General features: G+C 69.6%; 29 protein-coding genes and 1 pseudogene. 19 read left to right on the top strand and 11 right to left on the bottom strand.

Features of this window, described 5'->3' with window-relative positions:
- Positions 1-93: 93 nt before the first annotated feature.
- Together ACQEV1_RS50460 and ACQEV1_RS50455 are read left to right on the top strand one after the other, a co-directional pair.
- Positions 94-393, top strand: a complete 300-nt coding sequence (locus ACQEV1_RS50460) for a hypothetical protein (protein WP_433405145.1) — start codon at positions 94-96, stop codon at positions 391-393.
- Between the two features lie 148 nt (positions 394-541).
- A complete protein-coding gene (locus tag ACQEV1_RS50455; protein WP_433405143.1) occupies positions 542-1417 on the top strand; it encodes a hypothetical protein in 876 nt (291 codons plus the stop codon).
- A 23-nt stretch (positions 1418-1440) separates the two neighbouring features.
- Here the strand turns inward: ACQEV1_RS50455 and ACQEV1_RS50450 are convergent, their stop codons facing one another.
- The gene (locus tag ACQEV1_RS50450; RefSeq protein WP_433405140.1) at positions 1441-1584 is read right to left on the bottom strand and encodes an SEC-C metal-binding domain-containing protein; all 144 of its coding nucleotides are present in this window, start codon (positions 1582-1584) and stop codon (positions 1441-1443) included.
- Between the two features lie 186 nt (positions 1585-1770).
- On the bottom strand, positions 1771-2943 hold the full coding sequence (locus ACQEV1_RS50445) for an epoxide hydrolase family protein (RefSeq protein ID WP_433405137.1): 1173 nt from the start codon (positions 2941-2943) through the stop codon (positions 1771-1773).
- A gap of 82 nt (positions 2944-3025) precedes the next feature.
- On the opposite strand from ACQEV1_RS50445, the gene ACQEV1_RS50440 reads away from it, so the two are divergent.
- The 3 genes from ACQEV1_RS50440 to ACQEV1_RS50430 all read left to right on the top strand — a co-directional run bounded on the left by ACQEV1_RS50440 (position 3026) and on the right by ACQEV1_RS50430 (position 5535).
- A complete protein-coding gene (locus tag ACQEV1_RS50440; RefSeq protein ID WP_285625005.1) occupies positions 3026-3601 on the top strand; it encodes a CGNR zinc finger domain-containing protein in 576 nt (191 codons plus the stop codon).
- A 184-nt stretch (positions 3602-3785) separates the two neighbouring features.
- The gene (locus ACQEV1_RS50435) at positions 3786-4427 is read left to right on the top strand and encodes a DUF4232 domain-containing protein (RefSeq protein WP_433405134.1); all 642 of its coding nucleotides are present in this window, start codon (positions 3786-3788) and stop codon (positions 4425-4427) included.
- Positions 4428-4620: 193 nt separating this feature from the next.
- Positions 4621-5535: an LLM class F420-dependent oxidoreductase gene (locus tag ACQEV1_RS50430; protein WP_433405132.1), complete on the top strand. Its 915-nt coding sequence runs from the start codon at positions 4621-4623 to the stop codon at positions 5533-5535.
- A gap of 45 nt (positions 5536-5580) precedes the next feature.
- Here the strand turns inward: ACQEV1_RS50430 and ACQEV1_RS50425 are convergent, their stop codons facing one another.
- The 3 genes from ACQEV1_RS50425 to ACQEV1_RS50415 all read right to left on the bottom strand — a co-directional run bounded on the left by ACQEV1_RS50425 (position 5581) and on the right by ACQEV1_RS50415 (position 8029).
- Complete coding sequence (locus ACQEV1_RS50425) at positions 5581-6051, bottom strand: hypothetical protein (protein WP_433405129.1); 471 nt, start codon at positions 6049-6051, stop codon at positions 5581-5583.
- 80 nt (positions 6052-6131) lie between these two features.
- A complete protein-coding gene (locus tag ACQEV1_RS50420) occupies positions 6132-7151 on the bottom strand; it encodes an NADPH:quinone reductase (RefSeq protein ID WP_433405126.1) in 1020 nt (339 codons plus the stop codon).
- A 20-nt stretch (positions 7152-7171) separates the two neighbouring features.
- Positions 7172-8029 carry an aldo/keto reductase gene (locus ACQEV1_RS50415; protein WP_433405124.1) on the bottom strand — a complete coding sequence of 286 codons (858 nt, stop codon included), beginning with the start codon at positions 8027-8029 and terminating at the stop codon, positions 7172-7174.
- A gap of 206 nt (positions 8030-8235) precedes the next feature.
- On the opposite strand from ACQEV1_RS50415, the gene ACQEV1_RS50410 reads away from it, so the two are divergent.
- From ACQEV1_RS50410 to ACQEV1_RS50400, 3 genes are all read left to right on the top strand, one after another.
- The gene (locus ACQEV1_RS50410; protein WP_433405121.1) at positions 8236-8823 is read left to right on the top strand and encodes a TetR family transcriptional regulator; all 588 of its coding nucleotides are present in this window, start codon (positions 8236-8238) and stop codon (positions 8821-8823) included.
- Positions 8824-9065: 242 nt separating this feature from the next.
- Positions 9066-9473: a phosphoribosyl-AMP cyclohydrolase gene (locus ACQEV1_RS50405; protein ID WP_433405118.1), complete on the top strand. Its 408-nt coding sequence runs from the start codon at positions 9066-9068 to the stop codon at positions 9471-9473.
- Positions 9474-9568: 95 nt separating this feature from the next.
- Positions 9569-9706: a hypothetical protein gene (locus tag ACQEV1_RS50400; protein WP_433405116.1), complete on the top strand. Its 138-nt coding sequence runs from the start codon at positions 9569-9571 to the stop codon at positions 9704-9706.
- Positions 9707-9732: 26 nt separating this feature from the next.
- Here the strand turns inward: ACQEV1_RS50400 and ACQEV1_RS50395 are convergent, their stop codons facing one another.
- Both ACQEV1_RS50395 and ACQEV1_RS50390 read right to left on the bottom strand, forming a co-directional pair.
- Positions 9733-10272, bottom strand: a complete 540-nt coding sequence (locus ACQEV1_RS50395) for a DUF4262 domain-containing protein (protein WP_433405113.1) — start codon at positions 10270-10272, stop codon at positions 9733-9735.
- 80 nt (positions 10273-10352) lie between these two features.
- Positions 10353-10985, bottom strand: a complete 633-nt coding sequence (locus ACQEV1_RS50390; RefSeq protein ID WP_285625032.1) for a TetR/AcrR family transcriptional regulator — start codon at positions 10983-10985, stop codon at positions 10353-10355.
- An 87-nt stretch (positions 10986-11072) separates the two neighbouring features.
- Between ACQEV1_RS50390 and ACQEV1_RS50385 the strand changes: the two genes are divergently transcribed.
- Positions 11073-12527 carry an MDR family MFS transporter gene (locus ACQEV1_RS50385; RefSeq protein ID WP_433405110.1) on the top strand — a complete coding sequence of 485 codons (1455 nt, stop codon included), beginning with the start codon at positions 11073-11075 and terminating at the stop codon, positions 12525-12527.
- Between the two features lie 39 nt (positions 12528-12566).
- Complete coding sequence (locus ACQEV1_RS50380) at positions 12567-13031, top strand: protein-tyrosine phosphatase family protein (protein WP_433405107.1); 465 nt, start codon at positions 12567-12569, stop codon at positions 13029-13031.
- A gap of 6 nt (positions 13032-13037) precedes the next feature.
- On the opposite strand, the gene ACQEV1_RS50375 is transcribed toward ACQEV1_RS50380, so the two are convergent.
- Complete coding sequence (locus tag ACQEV1_RS50375; protein ID WP_285582811.1) at positions 13038-13541, bottom strand: hypothetical protein; 504 nt, start codon at positions 13539-13541, stop codon at positions 13038-13040.
- A gap of 166 nt (positions 13542-13707) precedes the next feature.
- Here ACQEV1_RS50375 and ACQEV1_RS50370 point away from each other — a divergent pair, with 166 nt between their 5' ends.
- From ACQEV1_RS50370 to ACQEV1_RS50360, 3 genes are all read left to right on the top strand, one after another.
- Positions 13708-13851, top strand: a complete 144-nt coding sequence (locus ACQEV1_RS50370; RefSeq protein ID WP_433405104.1) for a hypothetical protein — start codon at positions 13708-13710, stop codon at positions 13849-13851.
- Positions 13852-13991: 140 nt separating this feature from the next.
- Positions 13992-14324, top strand: a complete 333-nt coding sequence (locus ACQEV1_RS50365) for an ATP-binding protein (protein ID WP_432705593.1) — start codon at positions 13992-13994, stop codon at positions 14322-14324.
- Positions 14321-14980: a response regulator gene (locus ACQEV1_RS50360; protein WP_285625046.1), complete on the top strand. Its 660-nt coding sequence runs from the start codon at positions 14321-14323 to the stop codon at positions 14978-14980. The genes ACQEV1_RS50365 and ACQEV1_RS50360 overlap by 4 nt, the downstream gene beginning before the upstream one ends.
- Positions 14981-15001: 21 nt before the next feature.
- Here the strand turns inward: ACQEV1_RS50360 and ACQEV1_RS50355 are convergent, their stop codons facing one another.
- Positions 15002-15559: an AAA family ATPase gene (locus tag ACQEV1_RS50355; RefSeq protein WP_433405100.1), complete on the bottom strand. Its 558-nt coding sequence runs from the start codon at positions 15557-15559 to the stop codon at positions 15002-15004.
- 103 nt (positions 15560-15662) lie between these two features.
- Here ACQEV1_RS50355 and ACQEV1_RS50350 point away from each other — a divergent pair, with 103 nt between their 5' ends.
- Positions 15663-16436: a methyltransferase domain-containing protein gene (locus ACQEV1_RS50350; RefSeq protein ID WP_433405097.1), complete on the top strand. Its 774-nt coding sequence runs from the start codon at positions 15663-15665 to the stop codon at positions 16434-16436.
- Positions 16437-16476: 40 nt separating this feature from the next.
- Positions 16477-17115 carry a class I SAM-dependent methyltransferase gene (locus ACQEV1_RS50345; RefSeq protein WP_285625054.1) on the top strand — a complete coding sequence of 213 codons (639 nt, stop codon included), beginning with the start codon at positions 16477-16479 and terminating at the stop codon, positions 17113-17115.
- Between the two features lie 50 nt (positions 17116-17165).
- On the opposite strand, the gene ACQEV1_RS50340 is transcribed toward ACQEV1_RS50345, so the two are convergent.
- Positions 17166-18074 (bottom strand): RNA polymerase sigma-70 factor, encoded by a 909-nt coding sequence (locus ACQEV1_RS50340; protein WP_433405095.1) that lies wholly within the window; start codon positions 18072-18074, stop codon positions 17166-17168.
- 177 nt (positions 18075-18251) lie between these two features.
- Here ACQEV1_RS50340 and ACQEV1_RS50335 point away from each other — a divergent pair.
- The 4 genes and pseudogenes from ACQEV1_RS50335 to ACQEV1_RS50320 form a co-directional block, all read left to right on the top strand.
- Positions 18252-18308, top strand: a pseudogene (locus ACQEV1_RS50335) (hypothetical protein); the annotation flags it as partial.
- A 169-nt stretch (positions 18309-18477) separates the two neighbouring features.
- A complete protein-coding gene (locus ACQEV1_RS50330; protein ID WP_433406219.1) occupies positions 18478-18933 on the top strand; it encodes an SDR family oxidoreductase in 456 nt (151 codons plus the stop codon).
- Positions 18930-19148, top strand: coding sequence for a hypothetical protein (locus tag ACQEV1_RS50325; RefSeq protein ID WP_285625063.1), 219 nt, complete (start codon positions 18930-18932; stop codon positions 19146-19148). The genes ACQEV1_RS50330 and ACQEV1_RS50325 overlap by 4 nt, the downstream gene beginning before the upstream one ends.
- A 17-nt stretch (positions 19149-19165) precedes the next feature.
- Positions 19166-19930, top strand: coding sequence for an SDR family NAD(P)-dependent oxidoreductase (locus tag ACQEV1_RS50320; protein WP_285625066.1), 765 nt, complete (start codon positions 19166-19168; stop codon positions 19928-19930).
- A 27-nt stretch (positions 19931-19957) separates the two neighbouring features.
- On the opposite strand, the gene ACQEV1_RS50315 is transcribed toward ACQEV1_RS50320, so the two are convergent.
- Entirely contained in the window at positions 19958-20380 is a 423-nt protein-coding gene (locus tag ACQEV1_RS50315) for a DNA-binding protein (protein ID WP_285625069.1), read from the bottom strand.
- Position 20381: the final 1 nt, after the last annotated feature.

The raw sequence follows: 20381 nt of genomic DNA, 5'->3' as shown, positions 1-20381 counted from the left end.
CGTGCGGTGCCCGCGGGCCGTGTCCATGTATTCGCGGACCCGGTGGATCAGGCCGTCCCGGAGTTCGAAGACGAAGCGGTAGTCGTTGGCGTAGTGCCGCTCCTCGCGGCCGATCCACGCCGCCGGTTTCGCGCGACTGCCCCGTTCACCGTCGACCCTGAAGGAATCCTCAGGGCCGAGGCCGCGGCCCGTACGGTCGTCGAACGGCTTGTCCCCTGGGACGTCCCCGCCACCGACCGCGTCGTGTGGCGCGTCGGCGGCCCACTGGCCAAGCCGATGCGGGCCACCATGCCCTACCCGCGTGCCGAGGTGCTGCGCCGGCTCTTCTTCCAAGAGTGGCGCTCCTCGCCGGTGACCGCCACGGACGACCAGGTCGGTACTTACGAAACGTGAGGACGTCGCCTGTTCGCGGTCACAAGAATCGCCGCCGGATTCTAACTGGCATGACAGTGATTCGACGATGTCCGAGTTTGCATTATTTGTTGCGACTGGAATGTCGACCGTGCCTTTTTCGATCCGAGGCGACCGGAGGCAGGCGAAGATGAGGCTGAGCAGCGGACTCGGTGGGTGCCTGGTCGCGGCCGGGCTGGCGGCGGGCGTGATGGCGACGCCCGCGTCGGCCGCCACGTGGACCCGGACCGCGCAGTACTACCGGTGGACCGGGACGAACGCCCTCGAGCGCGGTCAGGGCGTGGCGACGGACGGCACCTACTTCTACTACGCGGGCCCCGGCGGGATGGTGAAGGCGACCATCTCCAATGACAGCGAGGTCGCCTCGAAGCCGTTTCCGATCCCATCGTCGCTGAGCGGGACGTACCACTCGGACCATATTGGTGACCTGGAGTACTACGCCGGGTACGTGATCGCGCCGATCGAGGACGGGGACGACGGCTACCAGCATCCGCTGCTGGCGCTCTACAACGCGAGCGACCTGTCCTACACCGGGCGGTACGTGCAGCTTCCGCTCGACCAGATGCCGGGTGGGGTGCCGTGGGTCGCGGTCGACGCGAACGCGGGTCTCGTCTACACCGCACCGTGGACCCAGGAGGCCGCAGAGGGTACGAACGAACTGGTCGTTTACCACCTGAGCGACCTGCTGGGCCTTCCGGCCGGCGCCACGCTTCCGGTGGCGAGCACCGTCACGCTGTCGCAGCCGCTGAGCAGCATCCAGGGTGCGGCCTCGTGGGAGGGCAGGCTCTACGCCTCGGTCGACACCGACAACTCCGTCTACTCGATCGACCCGACGTCCGGCCAGGTCGCGTACGAGTTCCACCAGGACACCGAGACCGATGACGAGGTCGAGGGAATCGCCGCCTGGGACCTCGGCCCGACCGGCGGCCAGCTGCACATCGTCAACGTCGGATCAGGTCTGAAGCGGATCTTCCTGTACCTCCAGCACTACACGAAGACCGGCTGACCTGACAGCAGGACCGAGATCACTCACGTTGCCGCACGTAGTAGTCGCCGAGTACGCCGTCGTAGCGTCCGGTGGGCCGACAGCAGCGCTGGAAACCGGCGCCCGGAGCCGCAGGGACAGGGGTCCTTGCCGCCCAACTTCTCGATCAGCTCTTTCTCGCCGCCCACGACGCGGTCGCCGCGCTTGACCCGAGTCTCGCTAGAGGGAACCCCCTGCGACGTTTGCTGGTCCGCTCAAAACCGCACCTCGTCGTCGCCGTACATGATGGCCTCCTTGGTGAGGGAACCCGACGACGATAGACGGTTCCACCGGCGACGGCGATCCCTTTTTCCGCCGCTCCATGAGTCGGCACCTCACCGATGAGCGGCCAGCACCGCCGCGAGGCCCTCTTGCAGATCTTTCACGAAATACTCAGGAACCTCCAGCGACGGGAAATGTCCCCCGGTTTCGGGTGACCTCCATCGGACGATCTGCCGGTACCGCTCCTGCGCCCAGGGGCGCGGACACTTCTCGATGTCGCGGGGATACATACTGATCGCTGACGGGACGTCGACCCGAAGTTCGGGATCGAGCGAGTTGTGGCTCTCGTAGTAAATGCGGGCCGATGATGCGCCGGTCCGCGTCAGCCAGTACAGGGTGACGTCGTCAAGAACTCTGTCTCTGGAAATCGTCTCGAACGGGCTGTCTTCGGTGTCCGACCACTCGGCGAACTTGTCGAGGATCCAGGCGAGAAGCCCGACCGGTGAGTCGACGAGCGAGTAGCCGATGGTCTGCGGTCGGGTCGCCTGCTGCTTCGCGTACGCCGCGCGGTGGCGCCAGAAATCGCGCGTTTCCTCGGTCCACCTGCGCTCGGCCGCCGTCAGCCCGTCCGTCGTCAACCCGGGCGGTGCCTCCGCGAACGTCGTGTGGATGCCGAGAACGTGCGCCGGGAACCTGCCGCCGAGAACCGTGGTGATGTTGCCTCCCCAGTCGCCGCCGTGGGCTGTGAACTCGCTGTAGCCGAGCCTTCCCATCAGTTCCACCCAGGCGGCCGCGATCTTTTCGGTTCCCCACCCGGTCGTGGCCGGCCTGTCGCTGTAACCGAAGCCCGGCAGCGACGGCACCACGACGTGGAACGCCGGCGCGTCCGCGTCTTTCGGATCTGCCAGCTCGTCCACTACGTCGATGAACTCGGCGATGCTGCCTGGCCAGCCGTGCGTCAAGATCAGAGGAGTGGCATCCGCGCGCGCGGATCGGCGGTGCAGGAAGTGGATCCCCAGATCATCGATGGTCGTGCGGAACTGGCCGATCCGGTTGAGGCGCTCTTCGAACGACCGCCAGTCGTACCCGGTGCGCCAGTAGTTCACGACATCGGCGAGGTCGGCGAGAGGAACGCCCTGTCCCCACCGGCGAGGATCGGGCGCGGCGCGACGGACCGTCTCAGCCTCCGGTAGGCGCGCCGCGGCCAGTCGCGCGCGCAGATCGTCGAGGTCGGCGTCAGTCGCGTGGGCTTCGAATGCTCGCACGTCGCTGGTCGGACGGGACATGAGACCTCCTGGCCATCGCGGAACCGGCTAAGGCGGTTCTAGCAGGTCTCCGAGCCACCCTGCAACCGGCTAAGGTGGTTCCATGCGTGCCGGGTTCCCTGACTTCCGCCTCGGTAATGTGCTGGCGACCAGCTTCACGGGGACTCTGTCGGAGCGTCATGGCAACGTCGTGGAGCGCATTCCCACGCCGCAGCGGCTCGTCGACTGGCTGGCGGTGAACGGCCTCGCCGTGGACTCCTGCACCACCGCCCAGCTCGACCTCGCTCGGGAACTCAGGGAGTCGATTCACGCCGCCGCGACGGCGGCCGCGATCCAGGACGCTCTCCCCGCATCCGCTGTCCAAGTCATCAACGACCGCAGCGCTCAGGGTCGGGCCGCGGCGATCCTGACGGCCGAGGGTAAGCGGCAATGGCGGCTCAGCTCGGCTTCCTGTGTGGAAGACGCCCTCAGCGTGATCGCCGCCGACGCGATCAGCATCATCGCAGGCGAACGAGACGGAAGATTGGCCTTGTGCGCCTCGCCGACCTGCCAAGCCGCCTTCTTCGACACCAGCCAAAGTCGCACCCGCAAGTGGTGTGACATGAACACGTGCGGAAATCGCCAGAAGAAAGCGCGCTTCAACGCCAACCAGCGCAAAAACTCCAGATCAGCGGACTGATCGTTACCCTCGGTACGGCCTGAGGGGAGCTCACTCTCGGTGCCTTGTTAATACGATGCACTGCCGGCCTCCTTGGTTCGTGTGACGACCGTCACGGCAGAAAGCCGGATAATCCGGCGAACCTTTGCGCCGTTATCGGACATCGGACTAACCGAGTCAGTAAATATCCGGGGAGGTTTTACCAATGCAGTTCAAGAACCTGCGTACGGCCGCTGCTCTGGCCTGTGGTGGTGGAATGATCGCTGTCGCTCTGACCGGCTGCAACGCCGATGGCAAGGCGTCTGTGGCATCTGGTTCGTCAGGGAAGATGTCGTCGTCCGCCAATAGCGCCGGTGACCAGAAAGCGGCGGCGAACACGAGTCATGGCGATACGCCGAGCTGCATGGGATCCGAACTCAATGCCGAACTGCAGCTTCAAGATCCCGGCCTCAACGATTTGGGATCGGAAACGGCAGCGGAAAAGGCGATCGCCACACTGATCCTCACCAACCGATCCAGCGAAACCTGCTACCTGCCGGCCGGCTGGACACCGCTCGGGAAGGGCGGGCGGAACAACTACACCGCGATTCCCGCGACCCAGATGAACTACCCCGGCGCCGGCACGACCATCACGCTACGACCCGGGCGTTCGGCCTTCGCCGGCACCAAGTGGCACACCACGAAGGGCTGCCCCGGCGGCACCACCGACGGCCTCGGCGTCGCCTGGCACAGCACCTGGATCCCGCTCACCTACCACGGTCTCGACGACGGCTACCAGCCACCGATCTGCGACAGCCTCGTCCTGGGCACACTCCAGCCCACCATGAACGGCGTCAACTTCACCTGATCCGCCCCGAGCGGAACAGGATGGACACGAGGGTTCGCCGGGAGCGGGAACGTTGGAGTTCCCGCTCCCGCCGGGCGGGTCCGCGCCGAAATCACTCGACACCTTCTCCGGCTGGGCTCTACCGCAGGCGGCGTACGGTGACTGTCTCCGGCTGGACGACGCGTGGCAGGACGCGGGGCCGCAGGCTGGATCCATGCGGTTCAGCATCAATATCGGGAACTTCACCTCTCCTGCCGGCCCGGAATCCATCGGCCGTTCGCTGCTGGATGTGGCACGCGCGGCCGACGAGTCCGGTATCGACACGGTGTGGGTGGGAGATCACCTGATCCAGGCCAATCCGTATGACACAACGGGCGACGACATGCTCGAGGCCTACACCGCCCTGGGGTTCCTGGCGGCCCGGACCGAGCGTGTCCGCCTCGGTGTCATGGTCTCAGCGGTGACCTTTCGGCCGCCGAGTCTGCTGATCAAGGCCGTCACCAGCCTCGACGTGCTGTCGGGTGGCCGAGCATGGTTCGGGGTCGGCGCCGGCCACAACGAGACCGAGGCGCGGGCGATGGGACTGCCGCTGCCGCCGACCGCGGAACGGTTCGAGCGGCTGGAGGAGACGCTACGGCTGGCCCGGCAGATGTGGTCCGGTGTGGAGGCACCGTTCGAGGGCGTGCACTACCGGCTGGAACATCCCACGAATCGGCCGAACTCGTTGCGCCGTCCGCATCCGCCGATCGTGGTGGGAGGCGCCGGCGAGAAGAAGACGCTACGTCTGGTGGCGACCTATGCCGATGCCTGCAACCTGTTCGACATTCCCGGGCAGGGGGACCTCCTGCGACGCAAACTCGCGGTGCTCGCCGGGCACTGCGAGGCAGTGGGCCGTCCGTTCGGTGAGATCGAAAAGACCGTGAGCAGCCGCCTGGAGCCCGGCGAAACCCCGACAGCGGTCGCCGAGCGCTGCGCGGCCTTCGCCGAGTTGGGGATAGACCACGTCGTCATGATCGTTGACGGCGCCTGGACCGCCGAAGCCGTTGAGCGGTTGGCCGCGGCGGCCGACCTCGTCGCCTATGAGCGAGGAGGCCTGTCTGCTTCGCACGTGCCGAACCCGGGCCATTAACAGGCCATTGGCGATCGGACGACAACCCTGCTCGACTCTCGGCGGTCAGGGCATCGGGTGGTCCCAGAGGATCTCCACCTTCTTGGGGTGGTCGCGATCGGCGCGGCATGCGTATCCGGTCCGGCCCGCACCGCTGCCTCCGGCGACCAGTGGGGACACCGCGGCCGTACTGTCGGTCTCGTACGGGGCTTTCCCGGGAGTGCTTACCCGCACGTGGAAGCGGTAGACGGAATCGCCGTTGAGCCGGGAACGCGAGTCCCGCGCCCTGAGGATGTCGGCTGTGCAGTTCACCGCGCGGGCGCGGTCGACCCGGGTGGGGACGATCTCTTTGTAGCGCGAAGCGACCGTGAAGATTCCCCAGCCGATTCCCGCGATGGCAAGCATGATGACCAGACTGCCGAAGGCCGTACCGGGCTTGCGATCGCGTATCGCTTCCACGAAGCCGGGCAGGATTAGGGCGAACACGCCCAGCACGACGATGCCTAGAAAGGCCTGGAGGATCAGAAAGCCGACCACGAGGTCAGATTAGATCGGCTGCGATCTTCGACCTGCGCCGACGGTGCCGTCCGGCGACTCGTGCGGTGGCCGGCTGGACGTCACCACGTCACGTCCACCAGGACCTTGCCGACCGTGCCGCTCTCCACCGCCCGGTGCGCGTCGGCGGTGCGGCCGAGCGGAAAGCGGACCAGCGGCAGGCCGTGCTCCTCGCCGACCGGCAGGGCGCCGTCGCGGACCGCTGCGGCGACGTCCTCGGCGGCCGCGGCACGCGCCTCGGACCCGGCCGTGTAGAGCACCAGGAACTGCAAGCGTGCGTTCAGCACCATGCTCTGCGGTACGGCGAGTTCGACCGGCTTGCCGCCGTCGTTGGCGTAGGTGGAGATCGTGCCGCGTGTTCGCAGCACGGCCAGGTCCAGTGCGAGGTTCGCGCCGAGGGCCACCTCGGCGACGATGTCGACGCCGTCGGGGACGATCTCGCGGATCTCGGCGGCCGGGTCGCCCTCGCGATAGTTGATCACGTGGTGGGCGCCGGCGGCCGTGGCCAGCCGGGCCTTCTCCGGGCCGCTGACCGTGCTGATCACGGTGGCACCGGCCCACCGGGCGAGCTGGATCACCGCGTGCCCGACCGCCCCGGCGCCACCCGCGGCGAGCACCACCCGGCCGTCGAGCGCGCCGGGCCGCAGACGACGCGGCCCGTCCTCGGCGACGGTGAGCGCGCGGTGCGCGGTGAGCGCGGGGACGCCGAGTGAGGCGCCGATGTCGAAACCGGCCGCGTCGGGCAGCGGTACGGCCTGCTCGGCGGGCACGACGGTGAACTCCGCGGCGGTGCCGGTGGGCCGCCCGGCGGCGGCCAGGAACAGCCAGACCCGCTCACCGAGCCGGCTCCGGTCGACCCCCTCACCGAGGGCGTCGATCACTCCGGCGCCGTCCAGGTGCGGCGTGACCTCTGGGAACGCCTTCGGACCGGTGGCGCCGGAGCGGGCCTGCCAGTCGGTCGGATTGACCCCGGACACGGCGACCCGGACGCGCACCTCGCCGGGGCCCGGCACGGGCACGTCACGGTCGACGAGCTGAAGCACGCCGGGGCCGCCGTTGTCGCGGTAGGTGATCGCCTTCATGAACCGTCCTTGTCGTGCCGTCAGCCGAGCGTGACTTCGTTGGAGCGGGACTCGACCGCGTCGAGGGTGTCGCGGGTCGCATCGTCGAAGGTCAGCTCGCCGACCGCCATGTTGGCCTCCAGGTGGGCGGGGTCGGCCGTGCCGGGGATGAGCAGCACGTGCGGGGCGTGGTGCAGCAGCCAAGCGAGGCCGACCTGGGAGGGCGTGACGCCCAGCGACTCCGCCACGGCGTGGACGGCCGGCTCCTCGGTGACCTTCGGCAGGCCCGGAAAGGCCCCGCCGAGCGGGAAGAACGGCACCCACGCGATGCCCTCGGCCGCGCACAGCCGCAGCATGTCCTCGTCGTCACGGGAAACAAGGCTGTACGCGTTCTGCACGCAGACGATGCCGGCCGGCAGGGCGCGGCGCAGGCCGTTGATGGTGACGCTGCTCAGGCCGATCGCGCCGATCTTGCCCTCGTCGCGCAGCGAGGTCATGACCGCGAGCTGGTCGTCGAGATCGACCACCTGGTAGCCCTCGGGGCGCAGCCCCGGACCGGAGTCGAGGCGCCGGAGGTTGACCACGGGGAGCTGGTCGACGCCGAGGCTGCGCAGGTTGTCCTCGACGCTGGCCCGCAGCTGCTCCGGCCGCTGTGCGGCCCGCAGCGGCAGCCGCCCGCCCGGGTTGGGATCGGCGCCGACCTTGGTGACGACCAGAACACCGTCTTCGGGGCGCAGAGCTTCGCGGATCACGGCGTTGGCGAAGCCGAAGCCGTAGAACTCGGCGGTGTCCACGTGATTCACGCCCAGCTCGACCGCGCGGCGCAACAGCGCGACGGCCTCGCCGCGGCGGTCGTGCAGGCGGGGGAGCTGGGCCGCGCCGTAGCCGACCCGGGCCACCGTACGGCCGGCGAGTGAAGCAGTTGGGGTGCTGATGAGCGTGCCTCCTTGTCAGTGCCTGCTGGCGTTGCGGCCACACGATACATAGTGGAGGTGACAGATGTCGATATTTGTCATCCAGATAACACGATGACAGAATTTGACATCCGTCACTTCATTGACGTACGTTCCTGGCTGCGGAGGTCTGACGACACAGGGGAGATCTGATGCGCGGAGAGCCTCTCGACGCGGAGAGGATCGTGTCGGCCACCGAGGAGGTGCTACGCCGCCACGGCCCGGAAAAGAGCACGGTGCTCGATGTCGCGCGGCTGCTGGGAGTCAGCCACGGGAGCGTGTACCGGCATTTTCCGTCCAAGGCCGCACTGCGCGAGGCCGTGATCCGGCGCTGGCTCGACGGGGTGCGTGAGGATTTCGCCGCGGCGGTTCAGGACTCCGCACTGGCCCCGCCCGACCGGTTGCGCGGCCTGCTCACCACCATGTTCGCCATGAAATGGGCGAAGGCGAGGGAGGACCCGGAGCTCTTCGCCACCTTCCGGGTGCTGGCGGCGGAGCACAGCACCGTGTCCTCCGGCCATGTCGCCTTCTTGCTCGCCCAGATCGGCGCCATCGTCGTCGACGGCATCGCCAGTGGCGACTTCGCTGCGGGTGAGCCGGACGTGATCGCGCGAGCCATCTTGAACGCGACCAGCCGCTTCCACGATCCGATGCACGCCGAGGAGTGGCACTCCCCCGAGATCGAGGCGGAGTCCGCGGACGTCATCTCGCTCATCCTCGACGGCATCCGGGCACGGTGACGCGCGGCGCGCTTCCCGCTGACGGCGACGCCCGCCCGCCGACCGGCCCGTGAAATTCACCGGCCTCAGCCAGCCCGGCAACCTCCTTCGGGCGTTGAAGGTCCACGTTCAGGGGTTCATCGTCAAGGACGCCCCGGCGCAGACCCTCACCGACGGGATCCGCCGCATTCCTGCGATGCCGGCTGGCTCTGACGTCCGTCTCGGTGAGGGCGACCGGCCACATCGCCTGGCAAGATGGGCGGGTGAACGAACTCGAAGAAGGCACCGCGCTCGAACTGGACTTCGGCAAGCTCGCCAAGGTCGCCGCGACCGGCGCTGACGTCCTTCCCGTCGTCCTGCAGGACCAAGACAGCGGTGACGTCCTCTTCGTGGGCTACGCGAACCAGGAAGCCGTGGAGGTCTCGCTGCGTGAGCGGATCGCGGTCCTGTGGTCGACCTCCCGCAACGAGCTGTGGCGAAAGGGCGCGACCTCCGGCGACACGTTGGCGCTGGTCGACATCCGCGTCAACTGCGAACAGAACTCTCTTCTCTACGTCGTACGCCGGACGACAGGCGGGGCCTGCCACACTCAGTCGCCCTCGGGCGCGCCACGACCTACCTGTTACTACCGGAACATCGTCGATGAGGCGTCGCTGGAACACATCCGCTGAACGTTCGCCGGTCGTGGTCTACTGACCAGATGGGTTCAGAGAGCCGAGTCGGATCCCCTGCCGCGACGGTGCGAACCGCAGGCAATCTCGCCCTGTTGGTGTCCGGGGTTCTGCTGTTGCTGGACGTCCTCTCCCCTCGGGTGCAAGTCGAGCTCGCCTCGATCCTCCTGGTCATCGCAGGGGTGGGGCTGCGGATCGAGGCCGCGATCAGGGACCGCGCCACCGACGACTAGAGACCAGCGTGAGCGCGGCTGACCGTTCAGTCGAGTTGGGACCACGGGCCTTCGGTCTCTCCCTTGGGGATCCACAGCAGCGGTTGGCAGGTGCGGCAGTAGTCGTCCACCCCGTCCTCCCAGGGGAAGTGTCCGGACTTGTCCGGCCAGAACAGTTGCGTGACCGGCAGCGGAGGGACTTGGTAGAAGTCGAGGCCGGCGCCGAAGAAGTCGTAGTACCAGCTGGAGTGCACGGGGCGAACGGCCACTTCGTAGTTGTTCAGGACGTCGTCCCTGCGCTGGTCCGGTTCGAGGGGGAGGCCGTCGCGGATCCCCGCGCCGGCGGAGTTCACCACCGGCATCCCGACCCGTACGGGCAGGCCGAAGACGCAGACCTCGGGGCTGCGCAACGTGTGCCAGAGGCCGATGGAGTAGGCCCAGTCGGCGGGCGCGTCGCCGCCGCCGACTCCCATGACGTGCCAGCCGGCGTCGGTGACGCTCTTGGCGATGCGGCTGTCGCGCTCCTCCCAGGCCGGCCCCTCCGGAGGCGGCGAGCAGAGGAGACAGAAACAGGGGGAGTCGTCCATCGGCAGGAGAGTAGACGAAACCTCAGGTTGGAGGCGACTCCCGACCGCCTCAGCGGTGCCCTGTTCGCCGGTGACCAGGCTCAGGACGGTCGGTGGGCTCGGACGATCAGGTCGGTGGTCTGGCGGGCGATCTCTCGGATCTCGTCTTCGGCGAGAGTCTGTACGCCGCGCAGCGAGCGCACCTGCCCCTCGGTGCTGAGCAGCATGATGAACTGGCGCGCGGCCAGCGGCGGGTCGGGTACGGCGAGGTCTCCGCGACGGTCGCGTTCGGTCAGGTAGGTGGCGATCGCATCGCTGATGGCCTGGCTGTTGCCGTCGTCGCGCCAGGACCGTTGCAGCTCCGGATGGTGGGTCAGCTCCGCGATGGTCAGCCGGTGCAGGGCCATGTTCTCGGGGGCGAGTATGGCCCGTAGCAGCCGCTCGCCCGCGCTCTGCAGGTCGGCGCGCGCATCGCCGGTGTCGGGGACGAGCGTGCCCAGGTCCTCGGGGGCCACGCCCGTCGCCTTGCGTGCCTCCGCGACGACGGCGAGGAACAGGCGTTCCTTGTCGCCGAAGTGCCCGTACACGGTCTGCTTGCCCACGCCGGCCGTGGCGGCGATGGCGTCCACGCTCGCTCGCGCATAGCCGTCTCGCAGGAACACCTCGGTCGCCGCACGCAGGATCGCCTCGTGCTTGGCGGCGGACCGGCCGGGCGGCGCTGTCGGCTGAGGCATGGCCGCACTCTATCACTTGCTAGACGAGACGGTTCAGTCTAGTCTCCCGGAACGGAACTGAACCGTCTAGTCTCGTGGAGGCTCGCCATGACTCGCTCCGCTCCTCAGTCGCGCCGGCGCGGGAGGCCCGAACCTCAGGCGCCCCCGTCCGACCGCCTCGATCCCGCGCTGATCAGGCTGGCGCTGACCCTCATGCTCGGCTCGGCCGCCTCGGGCATGGACACGACGATCACCAACGTCGCGATCGCGCCCCTCGCCCGGCACTTCGACGCGCCGGTGACGTCGATCCAGTGGGTCAATACGGCCTACCTGCTGGCCCTGTCGATGGTCATCCCGCTCACCGGCTGGTCGATCGAGCGTTTCGGGGCCCGCCGGATGTGGTTGTTCTCGCTGGCGACGTTCCTGGGCGGCTCGGTGCTGTGCGCCGCGGCGTGGTCGGTCGGAAGCCTGGTCACCTTCCGGGTGCTCCAGGGCCTCGGCGGTGGGATGTTGCTGCCCCTGGCCCGCACGATCCTCGCCCAGGCGGCGGGACGCGAGCGAATGGGCCGGGCCATGGTCTTCGTGGCCGTCCCGGGGAGCTTCGCGCCCGCCTTCGGCCCGGTGATCGGCGGCCTGCTGATCGACGAACTGAGCTGGCGCTGGGCGTTCTACATCAACATTCCGATCTGCCTGCTCGGCCTGCTCATGGCGTGGTGGACGGTGCCGGCCGACGGCCCGCGTCAGGCCACCGCCCGGTTGGACGGGCTCGGTCTCCTCCTGCTGTCGCCCGCGCTGGCCGCCCTCATGTACGGCCTCTCCGAGGCCGGCAACCGTGGCAGCCTCACCGGCGGCGCGGTGCCGGTCGCTCTCGCTATCGGCGTGGCCCTGCTGGTGGCCTACGTGGTCCACGCGCTACGCGCCCGGATCACGCCCGTCATCGACCTACGGCTGTTCCGGATCCGGTCCTTCAGCGCGGCCTCCACCCTGCTGTTCCTGCTGGGCGGGTCGCTGTTCGGGACGATGTTCCTCGTGCCGCTCTACTACCAGCAGTCGCGTGGCGTCAGTGTGCTGCACGCCGGGTTGCTGCTGGCGCCCCGCGCGCTGGGCTCGGCCCTGGGCCTGCTGTTCGTCGGCAAGCTGATCGACCGGACCGGCGCCGAGCGATCCCTCACCCTGACCGGAATGGCCATGGTCACCGTCGGGACGATCCCGTACGCCCTCGCGGGCCCGCACACCAGCCAGCTGCTCCTCGGCACGGCCCTGTTCGTGAGCGGTGCGGGCATCGGAGCCGTGCTGATGACGGCGATGACCGCCACGTACCGCGAGCTGTCCGCCGAGCAGATGGCCGCGGCCACCAGCGCCAGCCGGATCTTCCAGCAGGTCGGCGGATCGTTCGGCACCGTGGTGCTCGCGATCATCCTCCAACATCGGCTCGCCGCGACGCACGAACCGTCCGGTGCCTTCCATCACGCGTTCGCCTGGGCGCTCGGTCTCGCCGTACTGGCCCTCGTCCCGACCCTGCTCCTGGCGCGACGCAAGAACCCGACGCCCGACCGGGACTGATCGACCGCCGGGGAGCCTCTCGCTGTCATGCTGAGCGGCATGGCCGACACGACAGACGGGCACGACGGCGCGCCGCTCACGGGTGGCTTCCAGCTCCCCGACGGTTCGTGGATGCGCGGTCGTGGCCTGCGTCATCCACTGCCGGCGGGGCGCGTACCCGACTTCGGTCTCTACCTCGGCTCCACGCGGCTCATCCGCCGCCATGAGAGCGGTCTGCGGTGGCCGTACGAATGGATCGACTGGCCCGACTTCCTGCTGCCCCCCGACCGCGACGAGGCCGTCCGGCGGATCCGCGCGCTGCATCAGCGGGCCAGGGCGGGCGCCGCGGTGGAGGTCGCCTGCGGAGGCGGTGTCGGCCGCACCGGTACGGTCATCGCGTGCCTGGCCGTGCTGGCCGGTCTCGACCGGCGGGACGCGGTCGCCTGGACCCGCGAGCACCACCATCATCGGGCCGTCGAGACCCCCTGGCAGCGCCGTTGGGTGCAGCGCTTCCCCACCGAATGAGCCCGATCAGCGCCGGTGACGCTCGGCGAGTCGCTTCAGGTTCAGCAGCTGCCGGCGAGCCATGATCAGGTCGCCGACGGACAGTCCGGGTGCCGCCCAGCGGGCGGTCCGCATGACGACCTTGAGCAGCAGGCGCGTCGTGTCCTGCTCCTCGGGCACGACGACGTAGGACATGAAGGCGCCCATGATGGTGGCGGTCAGCTGTCTCCCGGGATCGACCGAGACGATCCGGCCCAGCTCACGCCCGCCGGCGGCGGTGGTGAACCGGTCGCCGACCCGTGGCTCCGGAAGGTCCACCGGCTCCCGCGGTGAGCGGCGGCCGAGGTTGTCGATCCAGTCGTAGGAGTACGGGGCGAGCCGTACCTGCACGACCCACGGCCACACCGCTTCGGCGGGCGCCTCGACCCGTACGCCCCGCCACGCCTGCAGCACGGGTGAGGTGACGAAGTCGTCGCAGGGATACGAGCGCAGGGTCTCGCTCTCGCTCACGCCCCAGCGGTCACCGATCACGTCCCCATCCTCCGCCAGAACGCCGCACCGAACCATCCCCCGTGCGAGCTACCTGAGAGTGTCCACCGCGCGGTGACGATTCCAGGCCGTCGAATCCCTAGCGTTCTCGACGTCGCCGCGGCGCCCCGGCCGCGGGATCCCAACGGAATCTCACACGGGAGCCGTCATGCGGTTGTTGAAGCAACTCGTGCCCGTAGTGGTGGTCGCCTTCGCCGGCGGGCAGCCCGTGAGCGCGGTACAGGACAATGCGCTTCTGTGCCTGATCCTGGGTCTCGCGACGGCCGTGCTCGCGGTGTTCGTGTGCTGGTGACGATCGCGTTCCTGTGGCTGGCTCACCGGCACGGCAACCTGGTGCCTCGACGGCTCGGTGGGCGGACGACGCCGACCGCTACGCTCGCCCAGTGATCGACTTCCGGCGGGTCCCGGACCTGTGACGGCGGTGGAACGCCGGTGGAGTTCACCGAGGAAGGCGGGCCGGCGGAGTCGGCCGGCAGCGCCGAGTTCGTGGCCTACCGGGTGGTGCAGGAAGCACTGACCAACGCGCTCAAGTACGCACACGGCAGCCGCACTTCGGTTCACGTGCGCTATCACGAGAAGGAGATCACGGTGGAGGTCGGCACCGACGGTTCCGGTGCGCGGAGCGGTTCTCCCGGCGGGAGCGGGCGAGGTCTCGCCGGGCTCCGCGAGCGGGTCGACGCTCTGGGCGGCGAGTTCAGCGCCCACCGGCAGGCGAACGGCGGCTTCGTCGTACGCGCGCGCATCCCCGCGGGGAGCCCCTCGTGACCGCGCCGGTCCGGGTCCTGGTCTGCGACGACCAGGCCCTGATCCGCACCGGGTTCGCCACGATCATCGACGCGCAACCCGACCTGGAAGTGGTGGGCGAGTGCGGGGACGGTCGCGCCGCGGTCGACCTCGCCCGCCGGCTCAACCCGGACATCGTGGTGATGGACGTACGGATGCCGGTGCTCGACGGCATCGAGGCGACCCGCCTGCTGGCCGGCGCCGAGGTGGAGCATCCCGTCAAGGTGCTCGTGGTGACGACGTTCAACCTGGACGAGTACGTGTACGAGGCGCTGCGCGCGGGGGCGAGCGGGTTCCTGCTCAAGGACGCGCCACCGGCGCAGCTGCTGCACGGCATCCGTACCGTCGCGACCGGCGCCGCGCTGCTGGCGCCCGAGGTGACGCGGCAGCTCGTCGGCAGGTACGCCGCGCGGATCCGCCCCGCCGAGACCGCACCGGACGACATCGCGCTGACCCCGCGCGAACTGGAGGTCCTGCGCCTCATCGCCGACGGCCTGTCCAACGGCGAGATCGCCGCGCGGTTGGTGATCAGCCACGAGACCGTCAAGACGTACGTGTCGCGCATCCTCACCAAGCTCGACCTGCGGGACCGCGTGCAGGCGGTGGTCTACGCCTACCGCAACGGCCTGGTGAGCTGAGACCTCCGCCGAACTCGAGCCTCAGCCGTTGACGAATGCCACGATCTCGTCGAGGCCGGGGGCGTAGCCGTCCGTCGTGTCGACCTCGATCCAGGGGGCGTCCACCGAAACCCGGTCGAACGCGTTGTGCCGCTGTGCCCGCATCGCGGCGTTCTCCGGCCGGGTGCCCTCGTGTGCGCGGCGCAGTGGATTCTCCTCCCAGCGCCGTACCTTCCGGGAGAACGCGACGTCCGCGTCGACGAGGCAGTGCACGACGCGCAGGCGCGCCAGGCCGTGGAGCGGTTCCAGCCCGGGCCGCCACAACCGATCCTGGAACGCGGCCTCCGCGACCACGGTCACCCCTGCGTTCAACAGCAGCTCCAGAACACCGAAGAACGCCGGCAGCGTCCGTGCGCTCAACTCGTCGCCCGGACCTGCCGTGAATCCGGGAACGGCATGCGCCATGCCTTCCTTGATCTCGTCCCGGCAGATCGCCGGACAGCCCACCGCCCGTGCGATCGCATGCGCGAGAGTCGTCTTGCCCGTTCCGGGTGGGCCGCTGACGATGACAAGTGTGGGCTGACGGGTTGTCACGCTCATAGTTCGAAGATTTCACGAACCAGCGTTCTCGGGCTGATCGCTTACTACGCTCCCCATCACGCCATTTTCGGTGAGTCTCGAGCCGGCTGGTTGACTGGCCTCCGTGAGCTCATCAGCGTTCGAAGCGACCACGCCGGACCGCGTCTCCTACCTCGACCGGCTCGCCGTGACCGACCTGGGCCGCTCCTACAAGCGGCGCATGCTCGACGAACTCGACGTCCGGGCCGGGCAGACGGTCCTGGACATCGGCTGCGGCCCCGGCACCGACCTCGCGTCGCTCGCCGAGGCGGTGACTCCCGATGGAGCGGTGATCGGCGTCGACCGCGACCAGAAGATGATCGACGCCGCACGCGACCGCACCGCCGGCCGGACCACGGTGAACATCTGCCTCGGCGACGCCCACGACCTGCCGCTGGCGGACGGTACCGCCGACCGGGCCCGTACCGACCGGGTGCTGCAACACGTCGCCGACCCGGTCCGGGCGCTCGACGACATGCGCCGGGTGCTGCGGCCGGGCGGACGGCTGGTCATGGGCGAGCCCGACTGGAACACCCTGGCCATCGATCACCCCGACGACGACCTCTCGCTCGCCTACACCCGTCATGTGGCCGAGAAGGTGATCAAGAACGCGGGGATAGGCAGGCGGCTCGCCCGGCTCGCGACCGACGCCGGGTTCTCCGTGCCCACCGTGATCCCGGTGACCCCGGTGTTCCGGGACGTGCAGGCCGCCGACAAGGTGCTCGGCCTCGAACGCACCACCCAGCGCGCCGTGGCCGCCGGGTACTTCACCGCGGAGCAGGCGCGGCACTGGCTGGACCACCTCGCCCGCGGCCCGTTCCTCGCGGCCGTCACCTTCTACATCGTCGTCGCCGAATAACGCCCGGATCGTCGCGATCCGCCCACTAGAGTCGTGGGCCGTGACCGAACGACCTGCCTACCTCAGCGCGACAGCGGATGCCTACGACGCCGTGGTGGCTCCCTACGTGGAGCTCGCCCAGGGCGCGCTCGCCCAGGTGCCGCTGGACCGCGCGGTGCTCGCCGCGTTCGCCGACTCCGTACGTGCGGACGGCGCCGGAACCGTCGCCGAAGTGGGCTGCGGCCCCGGGTACACGACCGCGCATCTGCGCGACCTGGGCCTGGACGCCTTCGGCGTCGACCTGTCCCCGGCGATGATCGACCATGCCCGCGCCGCCCATCCCGACCTGCGCTTCGAGGTCGGCTCGATGGACGCCCTCGACGTGGCCGACGGCGAACTCAGCGGCATCCTGTCCTGGTACTCCCTCATCCACGTCCCTCCGGCGGAACTGCCCCCGTACTTCACCGAGTTCCGCCGGGTGCTGGCCCCGGGCGGTCACCTCCTGCTCGGCTTCTTCGAATCCGAGGGCGGGCCGACGACGATGTTCGACCACAAGGTGACGCCGGCCTACCGGTGGCCGATCGACGACCTGGCCGCGCTGGCGCGCAAGGCCGACTTCGTGGAGGTCGGCCGGATGCTGCGCGAACCGCAGGAAGAGGAGCGGTTCCGCCGGGGCAACCTGCTCATGCGCCGACAGTAGGTCCGGCGAGCAGCGCGGCCGGTTCAGTACGGTGGCGCCACGCTCTTCGGTCACTTCCGGGCGGAGCGCGAGCGCGCGAAGGCCGCCAGCTTCACCGGGTTCATCATCCACAGGAGCGTCTGGATGCCCTCCGGCCGCGCGTCGATGCTCAGCAGGGCGACGTCGGTGCCCTCGCGGGAGATCAGCACGCCGGGGCGTCCGTTGACCTCCACCCATTCGACGTTCGCGCCCGGCCAGAAGCGCGGCCCGAAGGCGACGATGAACTTCGCCACGCGGGTGTGGCCCGCGACCGGGATCCTCGCGGCCCCCTTGATGCCGTCGCCGTCGGTGTAGCTGACGACGTCCGCGGCGAAGAGATCTTCGAGGGCGGCGACGTCGCCTGCCCGGGCGGCGGCGAGGAAGACCTCCAGGAGCCTCCGGTGCTCGGCCGTGTCGACGGGTTCGCGCCGCTCGGCGGACAGGCGTTTGCGGGCGCGGCTGACGATCTGGCGGGTGTTGACGGCGCTGGTCCGCAGGATGTCGGCGATCTCGCCGTACGGGTAGTCGAAGGCCTCACGCAGGACGTACGCGGCGCGTTCGGTGGGGTTGAGCTTCTCCAGCAGGAGCAGGACGGCGAGTTCGACGGCCTCTCCGCGTTCGGCCCCCACCGCCGGGTCGGCGCTCGTGTCGACGGGCTCGGGCAGCCAGGGGCCGACGTACGTCTCGCGGCGTGCCCTGGCGGACTGCGCCTGGTTGATGGCCAGGCGGGTGGTGGTACGGGCGAGGAACGCCGCGGGGTCGAGCACGACGGTACGGTCGGTGCGCTGCCAGCGCACCCAGACCTCCTGAAGGATGTCCTCGGCCTCCGTCACGCTGCCGAGCATGCGGTAGGCGATGCCGAACAAGCGTGGGCGCAGCTCCAGGTAGGTGGAGGCGGCCTGGTCGAGCCCGCCGTCCGTTCCTGGTCGTTCCGCGCGCATAGACCGCCCGCCCGATCGCCGTCCGTCGCTTCCGCCCAGCCTATCCAGGGCGGACTTGGGGCAGGCCGCGGGCGTCATCGAGCGAATTCCGCGGGGGCTGTCACAGATCGCGGGGCTGTCCGGTCCTAGCTGGTGAGCCGGGCGGAAAGGACGCCCCGGCGGACAGGAAGGCACTTCATGAAGATCGTGGTCATCGGCGGCACCGGCCTCATCGGATCCCGGCTCGTGACGAACCTGAGCGAGCACGGACACGAGGCGGTGGCGGCGGCGCCGAGCACCGGAGTCAACGCTCTCACCGGCGAGGGGCTCGCCGACGTCGTGGCCGGCGCGTCCGTGGTGGTCGACGTCTCCAACTCCCCGTCGTTCGAGGACGGCCCGGTGATACCACGTCGCGCTGTCGGTGGTGGGGGCCGACCAGCTGCCCGACAGCGGCTACCTGCGGGCGAAGACCGCGCAGCACAAGCTGATCGAGAGCTCGTCCATCCCGTTCACGATCGTGCAGGCGACGCAGTTCTTCGAGTTCGTCCGCGGCATCGCCGACACGGGCACCGAGGGCGGCACGTTCCGGGTGGCTCCGGTCTCCTTCCAGCCCATCGCGGGTGAGGACGTGTCCCGGCTGGTCGGCAGGGCCGCGGTGGCGGCGCCGGCGAACGGCAGGGTGGAGATCGGCGGGCCGGAGCGGTTCCCGATGGATGAGTTCTTCCGGGCGGCCCTCGCCGCCTGGAACGACCCGCGCGAGGTGGTCACCGACCCGCACGCCCGCTACTTCGGCACCGAGCTGAGCGAGCGGTCCCTGGTGCCGGGCGACGACGCGACCCTCGGCGAGATCCGGTACCACGACTGGCAGGGCCGCTCGTGAGCGTCCCGGGAGACGGCTTCCTGCACGAGCTGGAGCTCGAGGTCAGAGAGGAGATGATCCTGACCGAGTCCAGCGGCCCGGAGGACACCTCCGGCCTGCCGGTCGGCGAGTGGCTGTTCGACCCGGCGGACGCCGAACGCGACCAGGTCGGTCTGCAGGCGCTGCTCGGCGCGGTCCAGGCGCTGGAAGACGGCCCACGCACGGCCGACGAGTAACGAGCGAAGGTGAGAGTGTGACCGTCCAGTTCGACACGGATCTCAGCGGCAGGGTCGTCGTCGTCACCGGCGCCGGATCGGGCATCGGCCGTGCCACCGCGCGTGCCTTCGCCCGCGCCGGCGCCCGCGTCCTCGGCGTCGGGCGTCGCGAGGACGCCCTGGCGGAGACCGCCACCGGACACCCCGGGATCGTCGCGCACTCCGCCGACGTGTGCGCCCCGGACGCGCCCGCCGGAGTGATCGACGCCGCCACCGGCCGCTGGGGACGCCTGGACGTGCTGGTCAACAGTGCCGGTGCCACCAAGGTGATGCCGCTGACCGAGACCACCGCCGACGGTGTCGCCGGCCTGTTCGACCTCAACGTCACCGCGCCGAGCCTGCTCGCCCGCGCCGCCCTGCCTCACCTCCGCCGGGCCAAGGGGTCGATCGTCAACGTCTCCAGCACGTACGGCCATCGGCCCCTCCCCGGTGCCGCCCACTACGCCGCGTCGAAGGCCGCGCTGGAACAGCTCACCCGCAGCTGGGCGCTGGAACTGGCCGCCGACGGTGTCCGCGTCAACGCTCTGGCTCCGGGACCGACCGAGAGCGAGGCGCTGGCCGCGTCCGGGCTGCCCGAGACGACCGTCGAGAAGATCAAACAGGACGAGGCCGCCCGCATCCCTCTCGGCCGCCGCGGCGAACCCGACGAGGTCGCCTCGTGGATCCTGCGTCTCGCCGACCCGGCCACGACCTGGCTCACCGGTCAGATCCTCACCATCGACGGGGGCCTGGAACTCACCTGAGCCGTCGCCGGTCTCCGGCCGGGCCGGTCAGTCCAGCTCGGCATCGGTACGGGCGGTCAGCCGCTGGTGTCGCTGGCGGGCCGCCTGAGCCGAGCCCAACCCCATGGAGAAGGCGATCTGCTGCCAGGTCATGCCGCGTCCCCGGGCCATCTCCAGCAGTCCGATCTCCAGCTCGTCCACCTCGGCTCGCGCCGAGTGGACCAGGGTCAGGGCCGCGGCGATGTCATCGACGTCCGCGCTCGGCTCCCCCTCCTGAAGCGTCAGCCCACCGCCCGCGACGTCGATCACCTGACGCCAGGCGTCCAGCGGGCCCATGGGCATCCGGGACCGCTCCCAGCGCGCGCGGAGGTCACCGCGCGCGTGTCGCTCGGTGAGCCTCGTCAGCGCCAGATACCTGCGCTTGGCACGGGCGTCGGCCGGATCGGGGGTCACGAACGGATCATCGGTCATG

The sequence above is a fragment of the Actinoallomurus sp. CA-142502 genome, from assembly GCF_050936355.1.
Lineage (GTDB): Bacteria > Actinomycetota > Actinomycetes > Streptosporangiales > Streptosporangiaceae > Actinoallomurus > Actinoallomurus iriomotensis.
This window is presented reverse-complemented; position numbering and strand designations above follow the sequence as displayed.

Bases quoted from the DNA above. Each gene is read 5' to 3' on its own strand.
- ACQEV1_RS50455 (WP_433405143.1), top strand. From the start codon at position 542: ATGAGGCTGAGCAGCGGACTCGGTGGGTGCCTGGTCGCGGCCGGGCTG.
- ACQEV1_RS50445 (WP_433405137.1), bottom strand. From the start codon at position 2,943: ATGTCCCGTCCGACCAGCGACGTGCGAGCATTCGAAGCCCACGCGACT.
- ACQEV1_RS50440 (WP_285625005.1), top strand. From the start codon at position 3,026: ATGCGTGCCGGGTTCCCTGACTTCCGCCTCGGTAATGTGCTGGCGACC.
- ACQEV1_RS50435 (WP_433405134.1), top strand. From the start codon at position 3,786: ATGCAGTTCAAGAACCTGCGTACGGCCGCTGCTCTGGCCTGTGGTGGT.
- ACQEV1_RS50430 (WP_433405132.1), top strand. From the start codon at position 4,621: ATGCGGTTCAGCATCAATATCGGGAACTTCACCTCTCCTGCCGGCCCG.
- ACQEV1_RS50420 (WP_433405126.1), bottom strand. From the start codon at position 7,151: ATGAAGGCGATCACCTACCGCGACAACGGCGGCCCCGGCGTGCTTCAG.
- ACQEV1_RS50410 (WP_433405121.1), top strand. From the start codon at position 8,236: ATGCGCGGAGAGCCTCTCGACGCGGAGAGGATCGTGTCGGCCACCGAG.
- ACQEV1_RS50395 (WP_433405113.1), bottom strand. From the start codon at position 10,272: ATGGACGACTCCCCCTGTTTCTGTCTCCTCTGCTCGCCGCCTCCGGAG.
- ACQEV1_RS50390 (WP_285625032.1), bottom strand. From the start codon at position 10,985: ATGCCTCAGCCGACAGCGCCGCCCGGCCGGTCCGCCGCCAAGCACGAG.
- ACQEV1_RS50385 (WP_433405110.1), top strand. From the start codon at position 11,073: ATGACTCGCTCCGCTCCTCAGTCGCGCCGGCGCGGGAGGCCCGAACCT.
- ACQEV1_RS50380 (WP_433405107.1), top strand. From the start codon at position 12,567: ATGGCCGACACGACAGACGGGCACGACGGCGCGCCGCTCACGGGTGGC.
- ACQEV1_RS50370 (WP_433405104.1), top strand. From the start codon at position 13,708: ATGCGGTTGTTGAAGCAACTCGTGCCCGTAGTGGTGGTCGCCTTCGCC.
- ACQEV1_RS50355 (WP_433405100.1), bottom strand. From the start codon at position 15,559: ATGAGCGTGACAACCCGTCAGCCCACACTTGTCATCGTCAGCGGCCCA.
- ACQEV1_RS50340 (WP_433405095.1), bottom strand. From the start codon at position 18,074: ATGCGCGCGGAACGACCAGGAACGGACGGCGGGCTCGACCAGGCCGCC.
- ACQEV1_RS50315 (WP_285625069.1), bottom strand. From the start codon at position 20,380: ATGACCGATGATCCGTTCGTGACCCCCGATCCGGCCGACGCCCGTGCC.